The following is a 24,071-nucleotide window of genomic DNA, read 5'->3' on the forward strand; positions in this document are numbered from 1 at the left end:
GATGAAACAGAGAATATTGACGGGTGTCATAGCGGCAGCGATTTTTTTACCGCTTGTCATTTTCGGCGAGCTGCCGTTCACCTTATTGGTCTATGCAATGGGCATAATCGCTCTTTTTGAACTTTTGAGAATGAAAGGCATGAAGCTTTTAAGCGTCCCGGGCGTGATCAGCCTCTTGCTTTTGGGTGTCTTGCTGTATCCGGGCCGGCTGGGCGGAGGCGTTAACCTTGGCATTTCCAAGGGAGAAACCGTGTTTTTAGCCGTTCTGCTCCTGTTGGCATACACGGTGCTCAGCAAAAATGCATTCACTTTTGATGAGGCCGGATTTATCGCTTTAGCGGCTGTTTATATCGGATTTGGCTTTTATTATTTCATTGAAATCAGAAACATCGGCCTCAGCTATGTCTTTTTTGCGATCGGTGTCGTCTGGTCGACGGATTCCGGCGCTTATTTTATCGGAAAAGCGATCGGCAAGCGAAAGCTTTGGCCTGAAATCAGCCCCAACAAAACGGTCGAAGGGTTTTGGGGCGGTATTTTGACAGCGGTCGTCTTTTCTTCGATCTTTCAAGCAGTCACCGGCTTTCCACATGCGTATTTATTTGTGCTGCTGCTTACCGTGCTATTGTCGATCGTCGGACAGATCGGCGATTTGGCCGAATCGGCGTTTAAGCGGCATTACGATGTGAAAGATTCGGGACGGATCCTTCCCGGTCACGGGGGGATGCTGGACCGCTTTGACAGCTTTCTATTTGTCATGCCGGTTCTATACTTCTTGCTTGTTCTTTTTCAGCCGTTCGGGCTATGATAAGAAGTGTGCATGTAGCTAGAAAGAAACAGAGGTGCGGCAAATTTGAAGAACATATGTCTATTGGGAGCAACAGGCTCCATTGGAGAACAGACGCTTGAAGTGATCAAGGCCCATGGCGACCGGTTTCGGCTTACAGCTATGGCTTTCGGAAAAAATGCGGAAAAAGCGGCTGAAATCATTCAAACATTTAAACCGAAGTATGTAGCCGTCGGAGATGAGCATACATATGAAACATTAAAACAATATTCTTTTTCCCACTCGTTTCAAACGGGAATAGGGGAAGAAGCACTGATCGAGGCGGCGGTTCATCCTGATGCGGATATCATCGTCAACGCTCTCGTCGGAAGCATCGGCCTTCTTCCAACGCTGAAGGCGATTGAGCAGCGAAAAACAATTGCCCTGGCAAATAAGGAAACTCTTGTGACGGCCGGACATATAGTGAAAGAACACGCGAAAAAATACAATGTTCCACTACTGCCTGTCGATAGTGAACATTCTGCGATTTTTCAATCTCTCCAGGGTGAAAATCCGAAGCACATCAAACGGCTGATCGTGACCGCATCAGGCGGCAGCTTCAGGGACAGAACGAGAAAAGAGCTTGAAGGCGTGACGGTGGAGGAAGCCCTCAATCACCCGAATTGGTCGATGGGTGCAAAAATTACGATCGATTCGGCTACAATGATGAATAAAGGGCTTGAGGTCATTGAAGCGCACTGGCTTTTTGATCTGCCTTACGACCGGATCGATGTGCTGCTCCACAAAGAAAGCATCATCCATTCGATGGTCGAATTCCACGACAGAAGTGTCATCGCCCAGCTTGGCACACCTGATATGAGGGTGCCGATCCAATATGCGCTAAGCTATCCTGAGCGACTTCCGTTTGAAGAGGCGAAGTCCCTTGAGCTCTGGGAAATCGGCCAGCTGCATTTTGCCCAAGCCGATTTTGAACGGTTCCGCTGCCTGCGGTTCGCATATGAATCAGGAAAAATAGGCGGTACAATGCCGACTGTTTTAAATGCGGCCAATGAAGAAGCAGTCGCAGCGTTTTTGGCGGGCAACATAACGTTTCTTGGAATCGAAGACATCATCGAAAAAGCTTTGGAACGCCATCAGGTGATATCAAAGCCGAGCCTTCAGGAGATCCGTGAAGTGGACAAAGAGGCCAGAAGATTTGTCCAAACATTACTCACATAAGGTGGTATGTTCGTGAATACTGTGATCGCGTTTATTATTATTTTTGGAACGCTCGTTTTTTTCCATGAGCTGGGGCATTTGATCCTTGCTCAAAGAGCCGGAATACTGTGCCGGGAATTTGCCATCGGGTTCGGTCCGAAAATCTTTTCATTCAAGAAAAATGAGACCGTTTATACCATCAGGCTGTTGCCGATCGGCGGCTTTGTCAGAATGGCAGGGGAAGACCCGGAGATGATCGAAGTGAAGCCGGGGTATACGGTTGGGCTTTTGTTTGACAAGGAAAACAAAGTCGAAAAGATCATTATGAACCAAAAAGAAAAATACCCTGATGCATTGGTCATCGAAGTCGAACAGGCTGATCTTGAGCATGAGATGAGAATCACGGGCTTCGAGTACGGCAATGAAGACCATCTCTCTTCTTTTTCAGTCAGTGAAACCTCCTTTTTCATCGTAGACGGTGAAGAAGTGCAGATTGCCCCGTACAACCGCCAGTTTCATTCAAAAACGGTTTGGCAGCGCATCAAAGCGATTGCGGCGGGTCCGATCATGAACTTTATTTTAGCTTATGTCATTCTCGTCGCGCTCGGACTGATTCAAGGTGTGCCGTCAGACGAGCCCGTGCTCGGCAAACTGATTGACAACGGGCGGGCAGTGGAAGCCGGGCTTCATGAAGGCGACCGCATTATGACCATCAACGATGAGAAGATGAAATCATGGACTGATATTGTGAACACGGTCAGAGAAAACCCGGAAAAGGAATTGAAGATCGTTCTCACGCGTGACAATGTCAAACTGACCAAATATGTGACGCCTGAGGCGGTGAAATCGGGAGATGAAACGATCGGCCGCTTCGGCGCCTACAATCCGGTGGAAAAAGGCATATTCACATCGATTTCATACGGTGCGACCGAAACGGTAACCGTTGCGCAAAGTATTTTTACCAACCTCGGCAAGCTTGTGACGGGACAATTTTCGATTGATATGCTGGCCGGTCCTGTCGGCATTTATGATATGACAGATCAAGTGGCGAAGACAGGCGTCATCAATCTGTTGAAGCTGGCTGCATTTTTGAGCATCAACCTCGGGATTGTCAACCTCTTGCCCATCCCTGCTTTGGACGGCGGGAGACTGTTGTTTCTGTTTATTGAAGCGATCCGCGGGAAGCCGATCAACCGCGAAAAAGAAGCGTTTGTCGTGTTTATCGGCGTCGCATTCCTGATGCTTTTGATGCTTGTCGTCACCTGGAACGACATCCAGCGCTTATTCTTATGATCGTCTTTGCCTTTTTAAAGAGCGGCTCCGCTTTTTAAAAGGCTCTTTTAGGGAGCGCCACTCCCACACTTGATAGACCAACTGAATAAAATGAGGTGCGAACGAAATGAGACAGAGCAGGACTCTAATACCTACGCTCAGGGAAGTGCCGGCTGATGCTGATGCGAAAAGCCATCAGCTTCTTCTCAGAGCAGGATTTATCAGACAAAACACGAGCGGTGTATACAGCTATATGCCTCTTGCCAATAAAGTCATTCAAAAGATCCAGGGCATTGTCCGCGAAGAAATGGAAAAAATCAACGCCGTCGAAATGCTGATGCCGGCGCTGCAGCAAGCGGAAACATGGCAGGAATCAGGAAGATGGTATACGTACGGTCCTGAGCTGATGAGGCTGAAAGACCGCCACGGCCGTGAATTTGCCCTTGGTGCCACACATGAAGAAGTGATCACGAGCATCGTGCGGGACGAAGTCAAATCGTACAAACGGCTTCCTTTGACCCTTTACCAAATTCAATCCAAATTCCGCGATGAAAAGCGCCCGCGCTTCGGCTTGCTGAGAGGCCGCGAATTCATCATGAAGGATGCGTATTCGTTCCATTCCTCCGCAGAAAGCCTTGATGAAACATACAAAGACATGTACCAGGCTTATACGAATGTATTTACGCGCTGCGGCTTGAATTTCAGACCGGTCATCGCAGATTCAGGCGCGATGGGCGGAAAGGACACCCACGAATTTATGGCGCTGTCTGACATCGGCGAAGATACGATTGCCTACTCCGATCAGTCCACATACGCAGCGAATATCGAAATGGCTGAAGTGGCGGAAGCCGGTGAGGCGCCAACAGCAGGGATGAAAGAATTGCAGGAAGTCCATACCCCTTCCGTCAAATCGATAGAGGATGTGGCTCAATTCCTGGATGTATCTCCGCAAAACTGCATTAAATCGATTCTTCTCAAAGCGGACGGCCGCTTCGTGCTCGTTTTGACAAGAGGGGATCATGAAGTAAACGAGATTAAAGTGAAAAATCTGCTGAATGCGGAAATCATCGAACTTGCCAGCGCTGAAGAGGTGACAGAGCTCGTTGGCACTGAGCCTGGCTTTGTCGGTCCTGTCGGATTAAACGCCGAAATCGACATCTTCGCTGATTATGCCGTGAAGGCGATGGCAAATGCCGTAGCGGGAGCGAATAAAACCGATTACCATTATCAAAACGTCAATGTCAGCCGTGACGCAGACAATGTGACATACGCCGATCTCCGCTTTATTCAGGAAGGGGATCCGTCGCCTGACGGCAAAGGAACGATTCGTTTTGCCAAAGGGATCGAAGTCGGACAGGTGTTTAAGCTTGGCACCCGCTATTCTGAAGCGATGGATGCGACATACCTTGATGAAAACGGACGAGCCCAGCCGATGCTGATGGGCTGCTACGGAATCGGAATTTCCCGGACCCTTTCAGCCATTGTTGAACAGCACCATGATGACAAAGGCTTGATTTGGCCGTTGAATGTCACTCCGTATGATCTTCACATTCTCGCGCTCAACATGAAAAATGAAGCGCAAGTTCAGCTGGCCGAGAAACTGTATGTGAATCTAAAAGACAAAGGCTATGACGTTTTGCTTGACGACCGTGCGGAACGGGCCGGCGTGAAATTTGCGGACTCCGATTTGATCGGGCTGCCGATTCGCGTTACCGTCGGAAAAAGAGCCGATGAAGGAATCGTGGAAGTGAAAATTCGCAAAACCGGAGAATCCTTTGAAGTCGCTTCCGATGAGCTTTCAGACTTCATCGAAAAGCAAATCAAGAGCTTATCTTCTCAAGCGTAAACATGTTAAACTAGTCTAAAGGAAGGTACCTCGGAAATCCCTCTCCGAGGTACCTTTAGGTTATGATTATTTTTAGGGAGGAATCTGTCTTGGAAGACCAGCTTTCTGTCAACAGAAGACAGTTTCAAATTCTTCTGCAGCAGCTGAATTTAACGGAAGATCCATTCATCCGCCATCTTGAAGGCGGACAAATCATGAAGCTGACCGTTCATAAAAATAAGAAGTCTTGGCATTTTCACTTTAAACTGAAAACGGTACTGCCTTATCAGATCTTCGAACGGTTTCACCGCCAGCTGACGACTGCTTTTTCCCATATCGCACAAGTGACCTGTTCAATTACAGCCGAAGACCAATCCATAGATGAACAGCTGGTCCAAGACTACTGGACGCGCTGCATCCAAGAATTGGACGGCATTTCACCGCCGATTTTAGCACTTTTGAATGAACAGAAGCCGTCGCTTACAGGAAATAAAATATTGCTAAAGACGAAAACAGATACGGAAGCGGCCGCTTTAAAGAAAAAATACGGCTCACTTATCCAATCCAGCTACCGGACGTTCGGCTTTCCGGAGCTTCAGCTTGATACCGAAATTTTCGTGTCAGATCAAGAGATTCAGAAATTCAGAGAGCAAAAGCTCGCTGAAGATCAGGAAAGAGCTCTTCAAGCTTTGATCGAAATGGAGAAGCAGGATAAAGAAGCCGCTGATGATGACGCGCCGCAAGGCCCTCTTCAAATCGGCTACCAAATCAAAGACTCCGAGGAAATCAGAACGCTCGACAGCATTATGGATGAAGAGCGGAGAATCACGGTGCAAGGCTATGTGTTTGATGCGGAAACGAGAGAGCTGAAAAGCGGCAGAACGCTTTGCATTTTCAAAATAACAGATTACACAAACAGCATCCTCGTGAAAATGTTTGCCCGCGAAAAAGAAGATGCCGCCCTGATGAAATCTTTGAAGAAAGGCATGTGGGTAAAAGCGAGGGGAAGCATCCAGAACGATACATTCGTCCGCGACCTGGTGATGATCGCCAATGATGTCAATGAAATCAAAGCGAAAACACGGGAAGATTCAGCACCTGAAGAAGAAAAGCGGGTCGAGCTTCACCTCCATTCACCGATGAGTCAGATGGATGCTGTATCAGGCATTGGCAAGCTTGTCGAACAGGCGAAAAAATGGGGGCATTCCGCCATCGCGCTCACAGACCATGCCGTTGTCCAGTCGTTTCCCGACGCTTACGCTGCAAGCAAAAAGCACGGTGTGAAAATGATTTACGGTCTTGAAGCCAACCTTGTCGATGACGGTGTGCCGATTGCCTACAATCCCGTCCACCGCCTTCTCGAAGAAGAAACATATGTCGTATTCGACGTTGAAACGACGGGGCTTTCGGCTGTCTATGATACGATCATCGAGCTGGCTGCCGTGAAAGTAAAAGGCGGGGAAATCATTGAACGTTTTGAACGGTTCGCGAATCCGCACCGCCCTTTATCAGCGACGATCATTGAGCTGACGGGAATTACCGACGATATGCTCAAAGATGCCCCTGACGTTGAAGAGGTCATCAGGGAATTTAAGGAATGGGCCGGGGATCACACATTAGTCGCCCACAATGCGAGCTTTGATATCGGGTTCATCAATGTCGCCTATAAGCGTCTGCTGCAAACGGATAAAGTGCAAAACCCCGTTATAGACACGCTTGAGCTGGGACGTTTTCTTTATCCGGAGTTCAAAAACCACAGACTGAATACGCTCTGTAAAAAGTTTGACATCGAACTCACACAGCACCACAGGGCGATATACGATACAGAAGCGACGGGCTATCTTCTTGTGAAAATGCTGAAAGACGCGGCTGAAAAAAATATTTTGTATCATGACCAGCTCAATGAAAACATGGGGCAGTCCAACGCTTACCAGCGCTCTAGACCGTATCATGCGACCCTTTTGGCGGTCAATGAGACAGGCCTGAAAAACCTTTTCAAGCTCGTGTCAATGTCGCATATCCATTATTTTTACAGAGTGCCGAGGATCCCCAGATCGCAGCTGGAAAAGTATAGAGAAGGCCTTTTAATCGGTTCGGCGTGCGACAAAGGCGAAGTGTTTGAAGGCATGATGCAAAAATCGCCGGAAGAAGTCGAAGAGATCGCCTCATTCTACGATTATCTGGAAGTGATGCCGCCGGAGGTTTACCGCCATCTCATCCAGCTCGAACTGGTCAGGGATGAAAAGGCGCTGAAAGAAATCATCACAAACATCACAAAGCTCGGCGAAAAACTGGATATCCCTGTTGTGGCGACGGGCAATGTCCATTACCTAAATCCCGAGGATAAGATCTACAGGAAGATCCTGGTTTCTTCACAGGGCGGCGCAAACCCGCTCAACAGACATAAGCTGCCGAATGTGCACTTCCGCTCGACAGATGAAATGCTTGATGCCTTTTCATTTCTGGGCGAGGAAAAAGCGAAAGAAATCGTTGTCGCCAACACCCGGAAGATCAGCGAGCAGATCGAAGAAATCAAACCGATCAAAGATGAGCTGTACACCCCGAAAATCGACGGGGCGGACGAAGAAATCCGCCGCATGAGCTATGAGAAAGCGAGAAGCATTTATGGGGACGACCTTCCCGAAATCGTCGAAGCGCGGATCGAAAAAGAACTGAAAAGCATTATCGGCCATGGCTTCGCCGTCATCTACCTCATTTCTCACAAACTCGTAAAACGCTCTCTGGACGATGGCTATCTCGTCGGTTCCAGGGGATCTGTCGGTTCTTCACTCGTTGCGACATTCACGGAGATTACCGAGGTCAATCCTCTGCCGCCGCACTATGTCTGCCCGGAGTGCCGTCATTCCGAGTTTTTCAACGACGGTTCCGTCGGCTCAGGTTTCGACCTTCCCGACAAAGACTGTCCGAAATGCGGTGCCGCTTATAAAAAAGACGGCCATGATATTCCGTTTGAAACGTTCCTCGGCTTTAAAGGGGACAAGGTTCCGGATATCGATTTGAACTTCTCCGGGGAATACCAGCCGCATGCACATAACTATACGAAAGTATTATTCGGGGAAGATAACGTATACCGTGCGGGAACGATCGGTACGGTAGCAGAAAAAACGGCATACGGGTATGTGAAAGGATATGCAAACGACAACAACTTGCATATGCGCGGCGCGGAAATCGACCGCCTTGTACAGGGCTGTACCGGTGTCAAGCGGACGACAGGTCAGCACCCTGGCGGAATTATCGTTGTTCCCGATTATATGGATATTTATGATTTTTCACCGATCCAGTTCCCGGCTGACGCCACGGACTCGGAGTGGAAGACGACGCACTTTGATTTCCACTCCATCCATGACAACCTGTTGAAGCTCGATATCCTCGGACACGATGATCCGACGGTGATCCGTATGCTTCAGGATTTAAGCGGAATTGATCCGAAGACGATTCCGACCGACGATCCCGAAGTGATGAAAATATTTCAGGGAACCGAATCTTTAGGCGTAACAGAAGAGCAGATCGGCTGTAAGACAGGAACGCTTGGAATTCCTGAGTTCGGTACGCGTTTTGTCAGACAGATGTTAGAAGATACCAAACCGACGACCTTTTCAGAGCTCGTGCAGATTTCCGGTCTTTCCCACGGTACCGATGTCTGGCTCGGCAACGCACAGGAACTGATCCACAACAATATTTGTGAGCTGAGTGAAGTCATCGGCTGCCGTGACGACATTATGGTGTATTTAATCTACCAGGGGCTTGAGCCGTCCCTTGCCTTTAAGATCATGGAATTCGTCCGGAAAGGAAAGGGATTGACACCTGAGTGGGAAGAGGAAATGAAAAATAACAATGTGCCGGACTGGTATATTGATTCCTGCAAAAAAATTAAATACATGTTCCCGAAAGCCCACGCCACGGCGTATGTTTTAATGGCTGTCCGGATCGCCTACTTTAAGGTCCATCATCCTTTGCTTTATTATGCAGCATACTTTACTGTGCGGGCCGATGATTTTGACATTGATACGATGATCAAAGGCTCAACAGCGATCAGAGCCGTCATGGATGACATCAACTCTAAAGGGCTTGACGCTTCTCCGAAAGAGAAGAGTTTATTAACCGTGCTCGAACTGGCGCTTGAAATGTGTGAGAGGGGCTTCTCCTTCCAAAAGGTTGATCTGTACCGCTCGAGCGCATCTGAGTTCATCATCGACGGAAACAGTTTGATTCCACCTTTTAACTCCATCCCGGGATTAGGCACAAACGCCGCCTTGAATATTGTCAAGGCAAGAGGGGAAGGAGAATTTCTGTCAAAAGAAGACTTGCAAAAAAGAGGAAAAGTATCAAAAACGATTATGGAATATTTGGAGCGCCATGGCTGTTTAGAGTCGCTTCCAGACCAAAATCAGCTTTCTTTATTTTAAGGCTCTGTTAATGCTAAATGTTGATTTTCAATAGAACAAATGGACTTCCGTATCATTGGAAGTCCATTTGTGTTTTGAGCTTCTTCAACTATCGTTTATACGACCTCCCTAACAAGGTGTTTTTCATTTTAAATCCCTCGTTAATTTTTAGCACAATGAATGTCCTAGCGGATGGAGAGATATAGCTCCCTTCACTCCATTAAGGACAGAAGGATACTACTGGTACGTCATTTCAAAGTGATGATAGCGGTCATTCATAGGGATCTGATTTCTTTGGTGGCGGTACGGCCTATTTTCGGCCAGTCTCTTTTTAGTGAAGATAAACTGGGTGACTGCCGCAATTGCATAACGGGCTGTCAGATCCATTGACAATAATTATACAGTGATGTTAATATTTTCAAAACGCTGCCGGATTGACGAATGGGGGCAACCAGTCCCCTCGACTTCGTTTATTTAGTAAACAAACGAAGTTAACTTTCCAAAAGATTGACCTTGTAAAATATGACTATCAATCTAGTAAACAGTGATTCTTTCCTCGGAAAATTTTAATTCACATTCGACGCTTACCGAAAGACACCGTATGTTTTCACTAAAAGGAGGTGAGTGTGATGTAAACAGCGGACTATTTCTGATCCAAAGGAAAATGAAAATGAGGAGGAAGGAGTCAGTTGCGACAGAAAGCTTCTTTAAAAATGAAAGCGTTTTTATGTGTTTTAATGCTGGGGTTTGGCATCATCTTCATGCCGGCTGCCGACAAGACGGGTATGACATATGCGACAGAGACTCGGCAAAATTATGCGGAATTGCTGCAAAAATCGATTCTTTTCTATGAGGCGCAGCGCTCTGGAAAGCTTCCGGAAAACAGTCGGCTCAATTGGAGGGGAGACTCAGCTCTCAAGGATGGAAAAGATGTCGACCGCGATTTGACAGGAGGATGGTATGACGCCGGGGACCATGTGAAGTTCGGCCTGCCAATGGCTTATTCTGCAGCAGTCCTGTCCTGGTCCGTCTATGAGTTTCGCGATGCCTATGAAGAGGCCGGACAGCTTGAAGCGGTATTAGACAACATTAAATGGGCGACGGACTACTTTATTAAAGCGCATACAGCACCTAACGAATTTTGGGGCCAGGTCGGCAATGGAGCCCTTGACCACGCCTGGTGGGGCCCGGCAGAAGCGATGCCGATGGAGCGCCCGGCCTATAAGATTGATGCGAGCTGCCCTGGTTCAGATCTGGCCGGCGGCACGGCAGCAGCTCTTGCTTCTGCATCGATCATCTTCAAGCCGACAGACCCTTCTTATTCCAATCAACTCTTAACCCATGCCAAGCAGCTCTATGATTTTGCCGACCGCTACCGCGGCAAATATTCAGACTGCATTACAGACGCCCGGCAATACTACAATTCCTGGAGCGGATATGAAGACGAACTGACATGGGGAGCCGTATGGCTTTATTTGGCGACTGATGACCCAACATATTTGGATAAAGCGCTTGTTTCGGTTTCTGACTGGGGAGAGCCCGCAAACTGGCCATACCGCTGGACGCTTTCCTGGGATGACGTCTCATACGGGGCACAGCTGTTATTGGCTCGTCTGACAAACGATTCGCGCTTTACCCAATCTGTCGAACGGAATCTAGATTACTGGTCGACAGGATACAGGAATGAGCGCATCACGTATACCCCGGGAGGACTCGCCTGGCTTGAGCGGTGGGGGGCGCTCCGATATGCTTCAAACGCCGCTTTTCTTGCATTTGTTTATTCCGATTGGGTAAAAGATGCGGAAAAAGCTAACCGATACCGGGATTTTGCCATTCGGCAAATCAAATATATGCTCGGTGACAACCCTCATAACCGCAGCTTTGTCGTCGGATACGGAGCCAATCCGCCAAAGCATCCGCATCACCGTACCGCCCACGGTTCATGGGCTGATCAAATGCATGTGCCTGACCATCATCGCCATACGCTTTACGGTGCATTGGTCGGCGGACCGGGAAGGGATGATTCGTACAAGGATGAAATCGATGACTATGTGTCAAACGAAGTAGCGATCGATTATAATGCTGCATTTACCGGCAATATCGCCAAAATGTTTCAGCTGTATGGAGCGGGACAATCGCCGCTGCCTCATTTTCCGGAAAAAGAAACCCCTGATGACGAATTTTTTGTAGAGGCCTCCATCAACAGTTCAGGAAACAATTATACAGAAATCCGGGCGCAGCTCAATAACCGGTCGGGATGGCCGGCAAGGAAAACCGATCAATTGTCTTTCCGTTACTATGTTGATCTGTCTGAGGCGGTGAAAGCCGGATATTCCGCGGAAGATATCAAGGTCACGATCGGGGGATACAACGAAGGTGCGTCTGTGTCTCAGCTCAAGCCTGATCAGAGCGGAAGTCATGTTTACTTTACGGAGGTCAGCTTCAGCGGGGTGATGATTTATCCGGGCGGTCAATCGGCCCATAAAAAAGAAGTTCAGTTCCGTATTTCGGCGCCTGGAGGGACTTCTTTCTGGAATCCGGAAAATGACCACTCATATCAAGGGTTGTCACACACGCTAGTGAAAACCCGATATATGCCTGTTTATGATGAAGGACGGCTTGTTTTCGGAAAAGAACCTGAAGGATTGTGATTCCTTGACTTCAAAAGGAGGACGTATCATGGACAATCAAACTCGTTTTATGCAATTGTATGAGCAAATCAAAAATCCGCAAAACGGTTATTTCTCACCTGAAGGCATTCCTTATCACTCCGTAGAAACGCTCATATGTGAAGCACCTGACTACGGCCACATGACGACATCTGAAGCATACAGCTATTGGATCTGGCTTGAAGCGATGTATGGGCGCTATACGCAAGATTGGTCAAGACTTGAAGCCGCTTGGGATAACATGGAGAAATATATCATTCCGGTGAATGAAGGCGATGGAAAAGAAGAACAGCCGACGATGAGCTACTATAACCCCTCAAGCCCTGCCACATATGCCGCTGAACATGCCTACCCGGACCTTTACCCTTCACAGCTGACCGGACAATATCCTGCCGGAAACGATCCGCTTGACGGAGAGCTCAGATCCACTTATGGAAGCAATGAAACGTATTTAATGCACTGGCTGCTGGATGTTGATAACTGGTATGGCTTCGGAAACCTGTTGAATCCTGCGCATACCGCCGCATATGTCAACACGTACCAGCGCGGTGAACAGGAGTCGGTATGGGAAACGGTTCCGCATCCGTCTCAGGATGATCAGACATTCGGGAAACCGAATGAAGGCTTTATGAGCCTGTTTACAAAAGAAAATCAGGCGCCTGCACCGCAATGGCGCTATACGAATGCGACAGACGCCGATGCCCGCGCCATTCAGGCGATGTACTGGGCAAAAGAGTGGGGCTACAGCAATACAACGTATTTAAATAAAGCCAAGAAGATGGGGGATTTTCTCCGCTATGGCATGTATGATAAATACTTTCAAGAGATTGGAAGCGCCGCTGACGGATCGCCTTCCCGCGGTTCCGGAAAAAATGCCTGTCATTTTTTAATGGCTTGGTACACCGCTTGGGGCGGCGGATTAGGTCAGTATGCCAACTGGGCATGGCGGATCGGTGCGAGCCATATCCATCAAGGCTATCAAAATCCCGTTGCCTCTTACGCTTTATCCACATCTGAAGGGGGCCTGATTCCAAATTCCCCTTCAGCACGAAGCGATTGGGAAACCACACTGGAAAGGCAGCTTGAATTTTACACATGGCTGCTGTCTTCAGAAGGAGCAATTGCCGGAGGCGCCACAAACAGCTGGAACGGCAATTACAGCGCATATCCGCAAAATGTCAGCACATTTTACGGCATGGCTTACACGGAAGCGCCCGTCTATCATGATCCGCCTTCAAACAATTGGTTCGGCATGCAAGTCTGGCCGATGGAAAGGGTGGCGGAACTGTATGATATTTTTGCGCAGAAAGGTGAAACATCATCAGAACAGTTCAAAATGGCAAAGAAAGTCATTGAAAAATGGGTCGCTTATTCATTGGATTATGTGTTTGTGAACGAACGGCCGCTTTCGGATGAAGAAGGCTATTTTTTAAATGAAGCGGGGGAACGCGTACTCGGCGGTCAAAACCCGCAAATCGCCACACAATCGGATCCGGGGGAATTTTGGATTCCTTCGAACCTTGAATGGAGCGGTCAGCCTGATCCATGGCAAGGGTTTCATTCATTTACCGGAAATCCGAATTTGCATGTCACGACAAAGAACCCGTCACAAGATGTCGGCGTTCTCGGCAGCTATATCAAGACGCTTGTCTTTTTTGCCGCCGGAACAAAAGCGGAAACCGGCAGCTTCACAGCTCTTGGAAACCGGGCGAAAAACATGGCAAAAGAACTGCTTGATGCGGCATGGAACAAAAACGACGGAATTGGAATCGCTGCAGAAGAAGAACACGAAGACTATATCCGCTATTTCACGAAAGAAATCTACTTTCCAAACGGGTGGAGCGGCAGATACGGACAGGGCAACACCATTCCGGGCCCGAATACGGTGCCGTCCGATCCGGCAAAAGGCGGAAACGGCGTCTATATCAGTCATACCGATCTTCGCCCGAACATTAAAAACGATGTGATGTGGCCTTATTTGGAAAATAAATACCAAGACTCCTGGAACCCGAATACGGGCAAATGGGAAAACGGTCTGCCGACTTTTGTGTATCATCGCTTTTGGTCTCAAGTCGACATGGCGACAGCTTATGCCGAGTATGACCGTTTAATCGGCAATGCTTAAACATCCTGCTTGATTTTAAAGGCGGCCTTTCAGGCAAAACACCTGTACCCGGCCGCCTGTATATGTTGAATAATGAACTGAAAAGGAGATTACAAGATTGAAAGCAAAAGGCTTATGCGTCAAATCGATCATTCTATTCTGCCTGCTCATTGGATCAGCATTTTCAGCTTCAATTCCGCGAGCTTTAGGAACAGAAGGACAGCCAAAGACAAAAGAGCAGAGCAGTGTCCGGCCGAAACAGCTTTTGGAAAAAATGAGCCCCGGATGGAACTTGGGCAATACGCTTGATGCGATCCCGACGGAGGGCTCCTGGAACAATCCGCCGGTCGAGGAGCACACATTTGATGATATTCGCGACGCGGGTTTTAAAAGCGTCCGCATTCCTGTAACTTGGGACTCGCACATCGGAAGCGCTCCCGGATATAAGATTGACTCCGGGTGGATGAACCGTGTCGAAAAAGTGACGGACTGGGCTTTGGAAAGAGACTTTTATGTGGTGTTGAATATTCACCATGATTCCTGGCTTTGGATTAACCGCATGGGAGAAAGCCAGCAGGAGACATTAGACAAATTGGGGAAAGTGTGGACGCAGATTGCCGAGCGCTTCAAGAACAAAAACGAACGCCTGCTGTTTGAAATCGTCAATGAACCGACGGGGATGGACGCTGATCAATTGAACCTGCTGAACAGGGAAATGCTCAGCAAAATCCGCATGACAGGCGGGCATAATGATCATCGGCTTGTGATCATCGGCGGGCTTGAAGATAACAAGGATGAATTGCTCAATTCATTCGAACTGCCTGATGACGACCGGATCGTCCTCACCTATCACTACTATTCGCCATGGGACTATGTGTCAAATTGGTGGGGGCGGACGACCTGGGGATCGGCACAGGAGATCGCAGAGATGGAGCGGGACATCAGGCCCGTTTATGACAAATTTGTCAGCAAAGGGTACCCGGTCATCATTGGTGAATACGGTACTTTGGGCGCCAATGAGAAACATTCAAAGTGGCTGTACCATGATACACTTGTCCGTCTCGCCCGCAAATACGATATGATTCCGATGTGGTGGGATAACGGGAACGACCAGTTTGACCGGTTCGCAAGGCAGTGGCGTGATCCGGTCGTAAAGGATATTGTCGTTCAGGCTGGAAAGGGCGTCTCCAATGCGATCATCAATCCGGCAGATCTTTTTCTAAAAAAGGGAGAGACTATCACCGATCAAACGGTGGACATTCAGCTGGCCGGCAATACGCTGACCGGAATCTACCGGCAAACTGAAGAGCTTCAAGAAGGATACGACTATACGATTGATGATGACGGAAAAACGGTCGTGATCAATGCATCCTGGCTGAAAAAGCTGATCTCAGAATCAGGACAGCCGGGGATGAAAGCACAGCTCACTTTTGCGTTTCATAAAGGCTCAGATCAGGTCTTGGATGTCATTGTTTATGATCAGCCAAAACTTGAAAAAAACGAATTTACCGTCAGCAAGTCGGCCATCACCGGCGATCTTAAAATCCCCGCGTCATTAAACGGAACGAAGCTGGCTACTGTGAAAGGAACCGTCGATTCCACCGGCAGACCCGTCCTGGAAGAAGTCTGGTCATGGACACCGTACATGAACCATGACGAAGATTTTTATGAAAAAGACGGGGATCTGTATTTGCGGGAGCGTGTTTTACACTATTTGAAAAGCGATTCCACCTTCACATTTGAAATGTGGCCAAAAGGTGTCGATGTGGATGTGAAGGTGAAATTTACAGAGTGAAGCAAAAAACGGCGTAACATTTACCGAACGCCGCTGATTACATCCTTTTTTGTTGCGGGGAGAATACGGATGTAGAATCAGTCAATGCGAAAATGATGGCTGCAGAACATGTCTTGACCTGATCTAATAAGAGGGCAATGACAGAGGCAGCCAGTTTCCAAACTGCCTCCGTCATTTCCGAGCATGCCAAACGGATCAATGAAAAATCGGCCGCGCTCCATCAAAACCGCGCGGGCACTAGTCTAAACTGAACACTGTCATGATTTGCAATAAAAATATGGTTATGGTATAGTTTTATTGGAAATGCTAACGATAGCCGAGGCGAAGAGTGGGGAAACCCGCTCTTTTGTATTGAACAGGCAATTTTGTCTCGACATGTTCATCGTCTTTTCTGATCCCTGCTCATGAAGCAGGGTTTTTACGAGAGAGCTGATGAATTGGAGCCTGCACAAGGAGGAAAAGAATGAGTAACAAAGTGATCGATATCGCCAGCGAAATGGTCCAGCCTATATTAGACAATCTTCAGCTTGAACTCGTTGACATCGAATTTGTCAAGGAAGGTCAAAACTGGTTCCTTCGCGTGTTTATTGATTCTGATGACGGCGTTGACATCGAAGAGTGTGCCAAGGTTAGCGAAGCTCTTAGCGAAAAGCTTGACGAGGCTGATCCTATCAAGCAAAATTACTTCCTCGAAGTATCATCTCCCGGAGCTGAACGGCCCTTGAAGAAAGAAGCCGATTTCATGAAAGCGCTCGGAAAAAACGTATATATTAAAACGTACGAACCTATTGAAGGAAATAAAGAGTTTGAAGGCAAGCTTACTGCATTTGACGGTGAAATCGCGGAAATTACAGTCACAATCAAAACGCGGCAAAAAAGAATCAACATTCCATATGAAAAGATAGCCAAAGCAAGGCTGGCTGTTTCGTTCAATTAATTATTTTTGACTGTTTAAGGGGGAAACCATAAACATGAGTAGTGAGTTGTTAGATGCCCTGACCGTTCTTGAAAAAGAAAAGGGAATCAGTAAGGACATTATTATTGAAGCTATTGAGGCTGCGCTCATTTCCGCTTATAAGCGGAACTTTAACCAGGCGCAGAACGTCAGGGTAGATTTGAATCGCGACACCGGTTCAATCCGCGTTTTCGCCCGCAAAGACGTCGTGGATGAAGTCTATGATCCGCGGCTGGAAATCTCGATTGAAGACGCGAGGAACATCAACCCGAACTATATTGTCGGAGATGTCGTGGAAATTGAAGTGACGCCGAAAGATTTCGGCCGCATCGCTGCCCAGACGGCGAAGCAGGTTGTCACTCAGCGCGTCCGTGAAGCGGAGCGCGGCGTCATCTATTCTGAATTCATCGACCGCGAAGAAGATATCATGACAGGTATCGTCCAGCGAATCGACAACAAGTTTATCTATGTTTCTTTAGGGAAAATCGAGGCGCTTCTGCCGGTTTCAGAACAGATGCCGAACGAAGTCTACAAGCCTCATGATCGGATCAAAGTGTTCATTACAAAAGTCGAAAAAACGACGAAGGGTCCGCAGATTTACGTTTCAAGAACTCATCCAGGCTTATTAAAAAGGCTCTTTGAAATCGAGGTCCCTGAAATTTACGATGGAACGGTCGAGCTTAAATCTGTGGCGAGGGAAGCGGGGGACCGCTCCAAAATTTCCGTCCGGACGGATGATCCGGATATCGATCCGGTCGGTGCCTGCGTCGGTCCGAAGGGGCAGCGCGTTCAGGCGATCGTCAATGAACTGAAGGGCGAGAAAATCGACATTGTCCACTGGTCAAACGATCCGGTTGAATTTGTCGCCAATGCATTGAGCCCTTCTAAAGTGCTTGATGTCATCGTCAATGAAGAAGATAAGGCAACAACCGTGGTCGTTCCAGACTACCAGCTGTCGCTTGCCATCGGCAAAAGAGGGCAAAACGCCCGCCTGGCGGCAAAATTGACAAGCTGGAAAATCGACATTAAAAGCGAAACAGATGCAAGAGAGCTTGGCATTTATCCAAGAGAGCTTGAGGAAGAGGAGCCTGAAGAGCTTTTCTTGGAAAGCGAAACTCCGGAATCGGATGAATAAGAGGTGACCTTTGGTGAACAGCCGAAAAAAGATCCCGCTTAGAAAATGCGTCGTGACAGGGGAAATGAAGCCGAAAAAGGAGCTCATCCGCGTCGTCCGTTCGAAGGAAGGGGAAGTTTCCGTAGACCCGACCGGCAAAAAGAACGGCCGGGGAGCTTACCTTACGCTTGATAAAGACGTCATCTTAACTGCAAAAAAGAAAAACAGCTTAGCAAATCAGCTTCAAGCACAAATTGATGATCAGATTTTTGATGAATTGCTGGAACTGGCGGAAAAGGAGAACAGATAAATGTCGGAATCGGAGTGGTTTTCCTTGCTGGGTCTGGCGAATCGAGCTCGAAAAGTCGTGTCCGGAGAAGACCTGGTTATAAAAGAAATCAGGCATTCACGCGCAAAGCTTGTTTTGCTTGCAGACGACGCTGCAGCTAACACGGAGAAAAAGGTAACCGACAAATGCAGGCACTACGGCGTACCGGTCAGAACAGTCAGCGACCGGACGCTTTTGGGCCGCGCAATCGGCAAAGAATCCCGTGTGGTTGTCGCCGTAACTGATCAAGGTTTTGCGAATACGTTGCTCCGAAAGCTCGATTAATCTTTTTGGGGGTGAACGAATGGCTAAAATGAGAGTTTATGAATATGCGAAAGCCATCAATGTTTCAAGTAAGGATATTATCGCGGCATTGAAAGATATGAATATCGAAGTCAATAACCATATGGCGATGATTGAAGAAAATGCAATCAGACAGCTTGACCAAAAATTCAAAAAAGGCGGTCAGTCCGGCGGAAGCAAGCAGGGCGCAAGCAAAAAGAACGCCGATCAAAGCGGCCAAAAAAAGCCGCAGCAAGAAGCCGCAAAACAGAATGCCGGAAATAAGCCAAACAAAAATCGAGACGGAAAGAAGAATAACGTGCAGAATACTCAATTTAACAATAAAAACAAAAAGAAAAACAACAACAACAAAAAGAACAAGCGCAACAACAAACATCAAGCTCCGCAGGAAAAACAATTCAAGCCGAAAAAAGAGCTGCCGGAAAAAATTGAATTTACAAATTCAATGACGGTCGGCGCACTTGCCGAAGAGCTCGGAAAAGAGCCGTCAGAAATCATTAAGAAGCTGATGCTGCTCGGCACCATGGCGACGATCAACCAGGATCTTGACAAAGACACGGTTGAACTGATCGCTGCGGAGTACGGCGTCGAAGTCGAAGAAGTCATCGTCCACGAAGAAACCGAATTTGAAAAGTACGAAGAACCGGACAACGAAGAAGATCTCGAAATCCGTCCGCCGGTTGTCACGATCATGGGCCACGTCGACCACGGAAAAACAACGCTTCTTGACAGCATCAGAAAAACGAAAGTCGTCGAAGGCGAAGCCGGAGGCATCACACAGCATATCGGCGCTTATCAAATTGAGGAAAACGGCAAGAAAATCACCTTCCTTGATACACCTGGGCATGCTGCATTCACAACGATGCGCGCGCGCGGAGCGGAAGTAACGGATATCACGATTCTCGTCGTCGCCGCAGATGACGGTGTGATGCCTCAGACGGTTGAAGCCATCAACCATGCCAAAGCGGCTGAGGTGCCGATTATCGTCGCCGTCAACAAAATCGACAAACCAACGTCAAATCCGGACCGCGTTATGCAAGAGCTGACAGAGCACGGCCTTGTTCCTGAAGCATGGGGAGGCGAGACGATTTTCGTTCCGCTTTCAGCGCTTTCAGGTGAAGGGATCGACGAACTCATCGAGATGATTCTCTTAGTCAGCGAAGTCGAAGAGCTCAAGGCAAATCCGAACCGCAGAGCAAAAGGAACGGTCATCGAAGCCGAGCTTGACAAAGGAAAAGGATCTGTTGCGACACTGCTCGTTCAAAACGGAACGCTTCACGTCGGCGATCCGATCGTTGTCGGAAACACATTTGGCCGCGTGCGCGCGATGGTCAACGATATCGGCAGACGCGTCAAATCAGCCGGCCCGTCAACGCCTGTAGAAATCACAGGCTTGAATGAAGTTCCGAATGCAGGGGATCAGTTCCTTGTCTTCAAAGATGAAAAAACAGCCCGTTCTGTCGGTGAAGCCCGCGCGACAAAACAGCTTGAAGAACAGCGCAGCGATAAAGCGAAGCTCAGCCTTGACGATTTATTTGAACAGATTAAACAAGGCGATGTCAAAGAGATCAACCTCGTCGTCAAAGCTGATGTTCAAGGGTCTGTTGAAGCGCTCGCCGCCGCTCTGCAAAAAATCGAAGTCGAAGGCGTCAGAGTGAAAATCATTCACACAGGTGTCGGTGCGATTACCGAATCAGACATTATTTTAGCTTCGGCCTCAAACGCGATTGTCATCGGGTTTAATGTCCGACCTGACGGAAATGCTAAGAGTACAGCCGAAGTCGAAAATGTGGATATCCGTCTTCACCGCATCATATATAAAGTGATCGACGAAATCGAAGCAGCCATGAAAGGGATGCTTGACCCTGAATACGAAGAAAAAGTGATCGGAATGGTTGAAGTCCGTCAAACATTCAAAGTCTCCAAAATCGGAACGATTGCCGGAGGCTATGTGACGGAAGGAACGATCACGCGGGACAGCGGAATCCGCTTAATCCGCGACGGCGTCGTCATCTTTGAAGGGGAAGTGGATGTTCTTAAACGCTTTAAAGATGATGTAAAAGAGGTTTCACAAGGGTATGAATGTGGTATCACCATTAAGAAATACAACGACATACGCGAAGGCGATATGATCGAAGCGTATGTCATGCAAGAAATTGAAAGAAAGTGATCGGGTTCGTTGAATGCGAATGCATCATTTACGATGCATCGTCACTCAAGGAAAAACGGGCGGTGCTGAAGCGGGTGATCACAAGAATCCGGGCGAAATTTAACGTTTCTGTCTCAGAAATCGACTACCAGGATACTTGGCAGCGCACGAGCTTCGGCATTGCCGCCGTTTCTTCCTCTCGCGTGCAAACGGAAAAAGAGCTGCAGCGCGTTCTTAGCTTTATCGACTCTTTTCCGGAAATCGAACGGACGATCACGAGAACAGAGTGGTTTTAACATAGAGGTGGTATAGTCATGACGATGAGAGCTACCCGTGTGGGTGAGCAGATGAAAAAAGAACTAGGTGACATTATCGGAAGAAAGCTGAAGGATCCGCGAATCGGATTCTTAACAGTGACCGATGTCAGAGTTTCAGGTGATCTGCAAATCGCCAAAGTGTATATTTCCGTTCTTGGAGATGAAAAGAAGAGGGAAGAGACGCTGAAAGGCTTGGCAAAAGCGAAGGGCTTTATTCGTTCCGAACTTGGAAACCGAATCAGGCTTCGCAAAACACCTGAAATCCAGTTTGAATTCGATGAATCCATCGATTACGGAAACCGTATCGAAACATTGATTCACGAGCTCAATTCAAATAAAGAATAAAAGCTATCCAGGATAGGCGGACTTACCGTCTGTCCTTTTTAGCTGACATAAGAAAGGGGGAAAAGGCGTGTATAACGGAGTCCTGCTTTTACATAAACCGGTCGGTATGACATCCCATGACTGTGTCATGAAGATCCGCAAGCTGCTCAAAACAAAAAAAGTCGGACACACAGGGACGCTTGATCCTGAAGTGTCAGGCGTACTCCCAATTTGTGTCGGAAGGGCGACCAAAATCGTCGAGTATCTGACCGAAAAATCAAAAACATATGATGCTGAAATAACGCTCGGCTTTTCAACGACGACAGAAGATCAGACGGGGGAAATCATAGAAAAGCGGCCAGTCAGCACCCCGCCTGATGAAGAAGCCGTGAGGAGCGTTCTTCAAAGCCTTGAAGGAACGATCGAACAAGTTCCGCCTATGTACTCCGCAGTCAAAGTAGGCGGCAAAAAGCTGTATGAATACGCAAGGGCGGGAATCGAGGTGGAAAGGCCGAAGCGGACGATCACCATTCACCGTATCGAGCTGACTTCTGACATCCGCTCTGATGATGATACGGTCAGCTTCAGGTTTCGTGTGACTTGTTCAAAGGGCACATACGTCAGGACATTGGCGGTTGCGATAGGGGAAAAGCTCGGATTCCCCGCCCATATGTCCCATTTAATCAGAACGGCGTCTGGATCATTCTCCCTTGATGAATGTCTGAGCTTTGAGCAGCTGAATGAACATATGGAAAACGGCACATTGTCTGAACAGCTCGTTACAATTGAGCGTGCGCTTGATCATTTGCCGAAATGGATAATTAGTGATACATTAGCTAAGAAAGTGGAAAATGGAGCATTGCTTGAAACACCTGAGCGTTTTTCTGAAATGGATGCAGACGCCCGTCTTGCCGTTTTTACAGAAGAAGGCCGGTGTACAGCCATCTATTATCCGCATCCGACAAAACCCGGCTTGTTGAAGCCGGCAAAAGTACTCGTGCAAAAAAGCGAACAATAAGAAAAGGTGACCGTTCTTGAAGACGATACATATTTCCCATCCACACGATCTGAAGCGTGAGGATGTTCCAACATCAGTTATGGCATTAGGTTATTTTGACGGTGTTCACCTGGGACATCAGCAAGTCATTCTCACGGCCAAAGCCGCGGCGGAGAGAGAAGGGGTCAAAACGTCTGTGATGACCTTTCATCCCCATCCGTCAGCCGTTCTGAAAAAAGGCCGGGAGCCCAAGGATTTAATCACACCTTTGAGCGAAAAAGTAAAAATCATTGAAGATTTGGGAGCCGACTTTCTATACATCGTGGAATTCAGCCCCGAATTTGCCGCCCTTTCGCCTGAGGACTTTATCGAGCAGTATATTCTCGGGCTTCATGTATCCCATGTTGTCGCGGGATTTGACTTTACCTTCGGGAAATTTGGAAAAGGCACGATGGAAAATTTTCAGGAGTATGCGAGAGGTCGTGTTAAAAGCACGTCTGTCGCCAAATACTCAAGCCATGATCAAAAGGTAAGCTCAACAAGGATCCGCAGTGTCCTTGGAGCGGGCGATGTCGAATATGCCGCGGAACTGCTCGGCAGGCCGTACTATGTAAAAGGCGTCGTGATTCACGGTGATAAAAGAGGAAGGACGATCGGCTTCCCGACTGCCAATATCGGTCTTTCCGACACATACATTGTCCCGCCGACCGGTGTCTATGCCGTTAAAGCGGAAATAGCCGGCGCATTATACAACGGAGTCTGCAATGTCGGATACAAGCCGACTTTTTACGAGAAGCGGCCAGGCCAGCCTTCCATAGAAGTGAACTTATTTGATTTTAATCGGGAAATATACGGCAGCGAAATGAAAATTGAATGGTATAAACGGCTGAGAAGCGAAAAAAAATTCGCCGGTGTCGATGAGCTGGTTGAACAGATCACAAAGGACAAAGAAGAAGCGATCCGTTTTTTTGAAGAGCTTTTAGCCGGCAAAAGATGATCAAAATACGTATTGAAAAGTGAATCCCTGTCAACAATGGGTGATAAATGGCCGGGCTTCTCAAAGTTTATAATAAATAGTTGCATATGGACCGTCTTTCTAGTATCATATTGTCTGTAGCTTTAAAAACCGTTCACTTGGCAAATCGAATCACCGGCGTTTGCTAGGTAAACGGGGCTAATATTATATGGAGGTGAAACAGGATGGCAATTACTCAAGAGCGTAAAAACCAACTCATCAGCGAGTTCAAAACACACGAATCTGACACGGGATCACCGGAAGTTCAGATCGCTATCCTAACAGATCAAATCAACAACTTGAACGAGCATTTGCGCGTTCACAAGAAAGACCATCACTCACGTCGCGGTCTTCTTAAAATGGTAGGTAAACGTCGTAATCTTCTTACGTATCTTCGTAACAAAGACGTAACTCGTTACCGTGAGTTGATCAACAAGCTAGGATTACGTCGATAATCGTAAAAAGCGGGAGGATTCCCGCTTTTTTATCGTATAAGAACGAATATCCGGCAACTCCA

The 24,071-nt window shown here is 47.8% G+C and carries 18 protein-coding genes; all 18 read left to right on the top strand.

What is annotated here, in order from left to right:
- The first annotated feature begins 1 nt into the window (after position 1).
- The 18 genes from P3X63_RS09400 (at position 2) to rpsO (ending at position 24,009) form a co-directional block, all read left to right on the top strand.
- Positions 2-805: a phosphatidate cytidylyltransferase gene (locus tag P3X63_RS09400; RefSeq protein ID WP_026586996.1), complete on the top strand. Its 804-nt coding sequence runs from the start codon at positions 2-4 to the stop codon at positions 803-805.
- A 45-nt stretch (positions 806-850) separates the two neighbouring features.
- Entirely contained in the window at positions 851-2,002 is a 1,152-nt protein-coding gene (gene dxr, locus P3X63_RS09405; protein ID WP_277692763.1) for a 1-deoxy-D-xylulose-5-phosphate reductoisomerase, read from the top strand.
- 6 nt (positions 2,003-2,008) lie between these two features.
- Positions 2,009-3,274 carry an RIP metalloprotease RseP gene (rseP, locus tag P3X63_RS09410; protein ID WP_142246124.1) on the top strand — a complete coding sequence of 422 codons (1,266 nt, stop codon included), beginning with the start codon at positions 2,009-2,011 and terminating at the stop codon, positions 3,272-3,274.
- Between the two features lie 106 nt (positions 3,275-3,380).
- A complete protein-coding gene (locus P3X63_RS09415) occupies positions 3,381-5,099 on the top strand; it encodes a proline--tRNA ligase (protein ID WP_026586999.1) in 1,719 nt (572 codons plus the stop codon).
- A 62-nt stretch (positions 5,100-5,161) separates the two neighbouring features.
- Positions 5,162-9,505 (top strand): PolC-type DNA polymerase III, encoded by a 4,344-nt coding sequence (locus tag P3X63_RS09420; RefSeq protein ID WP_152520963.1) that lies wholly within the window; start codon positions 5,162-5,164, stop codon positions 9,503-9,505.
- A 740-nt stretch (positions 9,506-10,245) separates the two neighbouring features.
- Complete coding sequence (locus tag P3X63_RS09425) at positions 10,246-12,135, top strand: glycoside hydrolase family 9 protein (RefSeq protein ID WP_277692910.1); 1,890 nt, start codon at positions 10,246-10,248, stop codon at positions 12,133-12,135.
- 28 nt (positions 12,136-12,163) lie between these two features.
- Positions 12,164-14,278: a glycoside hydrolase family 48 protein gene (locus P3X63_RS09430; RefSeq protein ID WP_277692764.1), complete on the top strand. Its 2,115-nt coding sequence runs from the start codon at positions 12,164-12,166 to the stop codon at positions 14,276-14,278.
- A gap of 97 nt (positions 14,279-14,375) precedes the next feature.
- Positions 14,376-16,052 carry a cellulase family glycosylhydrolase gene (locus P3X63_RS09435; protein WP_277692765.1) on the top strand — a complete coding sequence of 559 codons (1,677 nt, stop codon included), beginning with the start codon at positions 14,376-14,378 and terminating at the stop codon, positions 16,050-16,052.
- A gap of 463 nt (positions 16,053-16,515) precedes the next feature.
- Positions 16,516-16,989 (top strand): ribosome maturation factor RimP, encoded by a 474-nt coding sequence (gene rimP, locus P3X63_RS09440; RefSeq protein WP_277692766.1) that lies wholly within the window; start codon positions 16,516-16,518, stop codon positions 16,987-16,989.
- Between the two features lie 34 nt (positions 16,990-17,023).
- Entirely contained in the window at positions 17,024-18,142 is a 1,119-nt protein-coding gene (nusA, locus tag P3X63_RS09445; RefSeq protein ID WP_026587005.1) for a transcription termination factor NusA, read from the top strand.
- A gap of 13 nt (positions 18,143-18,155) precedes the next feature.
- The gene (rnpM, locus tag P3X63_RS09450; RefSeq protein ID WP_026587006.1) at positions 18,156-18,431 is read left to right on the top strand and encodes an RNase P modulator RnpM; all 276 of its coding nucleotides are present in this window, start codon (positions 18,156-18,158) and stop codon (positions 18,429-18,431) included.
- Positions 18,432-18,734 carry a YlxQ family RNA-binding protein gene (locus P3X63_RS09455; RefSeq protein ID WP_026587007.1) on the top strand — a complete coding sequence of 101 codons (303 nt, stop codon included), beginning with the start codon at positions 18,432-18,434 and terminating at the stop codon, positions 18,732-18,734. It abuts the gene before it with no gap.
- A gap of 19 nt (positions 18,735-18,753) precedes the next feature.
- Positions 18,754-20,922: a translation initiation factor IF-2 gene (infB, locus tag P3X63_RS09460; RefSeq protein WP_026587008.1), complete on the top strand. Its 2,169-nt coding sequence runs from the start codon at positions 18,754-18,756 to the stop codon at positions 20,920-20,922.
- Positions 20,919-21,197 carry a DUF503 domain-containing protein gene (locus P3X63_RS09465; protein WP_020451433.1) on the top strand — a complete coding sequence of 93 codons (279 nt, stop codon included), beginning with the start codon at positions 20,919-20,921 and terminating at the stop codon, positions 21,195-21,197. The genes infB and P3X63_RS09465 overlap by 4 nt, the downstream gene beginning before the upstream one ends.
- An 18-nt stretch (positions 21,198-21,215) precedes the next feature.
- Complete coding sequence (gene rbfA, locus P3X63_RS09470; RefSeq protein WP_026587009.1) at positions 21,216-21,563, top strand: 30S ribosome-binding factor RbfA; 348 nt, start codon at positions 21,216-21,218, stop codon at positions 21,561-21,563.
- A 67-nt stretch (positions 21,564-21,630) separates the two neighbouring features.
- Positions 21,631-22,560, top strand: a complete 930-nt coding sequence (gene truB, locus P3X63_RS09475; RefSeq protein ID WP_277692767.1) for a tRNA pseudouridine(55) synthase TruB — start codon at positions 21,631-21,633, stop codon at positions 22,558-22,560.
- Between the two features lie 16 nt (positions 22,561-22,576).
- Positions 22,577-23,536 carry a bifunctional riboflavin kinase/FAD synthetase gene (gene ribF, locus P3X63_RS09480; RefSeq protein ID WP_026587011.1) on the top strand — a complete coding sequence of 320 codons (960 nt, stop codon included), beginning with the start codon at positions 22,577-22,579 and terminating at the stop codon, positions 23,534-23,536.
- A 203-nt stretch (positions 23,537-23,739) separates the two neighbouring features.
- Positions 23,740-24,009, top strand: coding sequence for a 30S ribosomal protein S15 (gene rpsO / locus P3X63_RS09485; protein WP_026587012.1), 270 nt, complete (start codon positions 23,740-23,742; stop codon positions 24,007-24,009).
- Positions 24,010-24,071: the final 62 nt, after the last annotated feature.

Origin of the sequence: Bacillus sp. HSf4, assembly GCF_029537375.1 — a bacterium.
Lineage (GTDB): Bacteria > Bacillota > Bacilli > Bacillales > Bacillaceae > Bacillus > Bacillus sonorensis_A.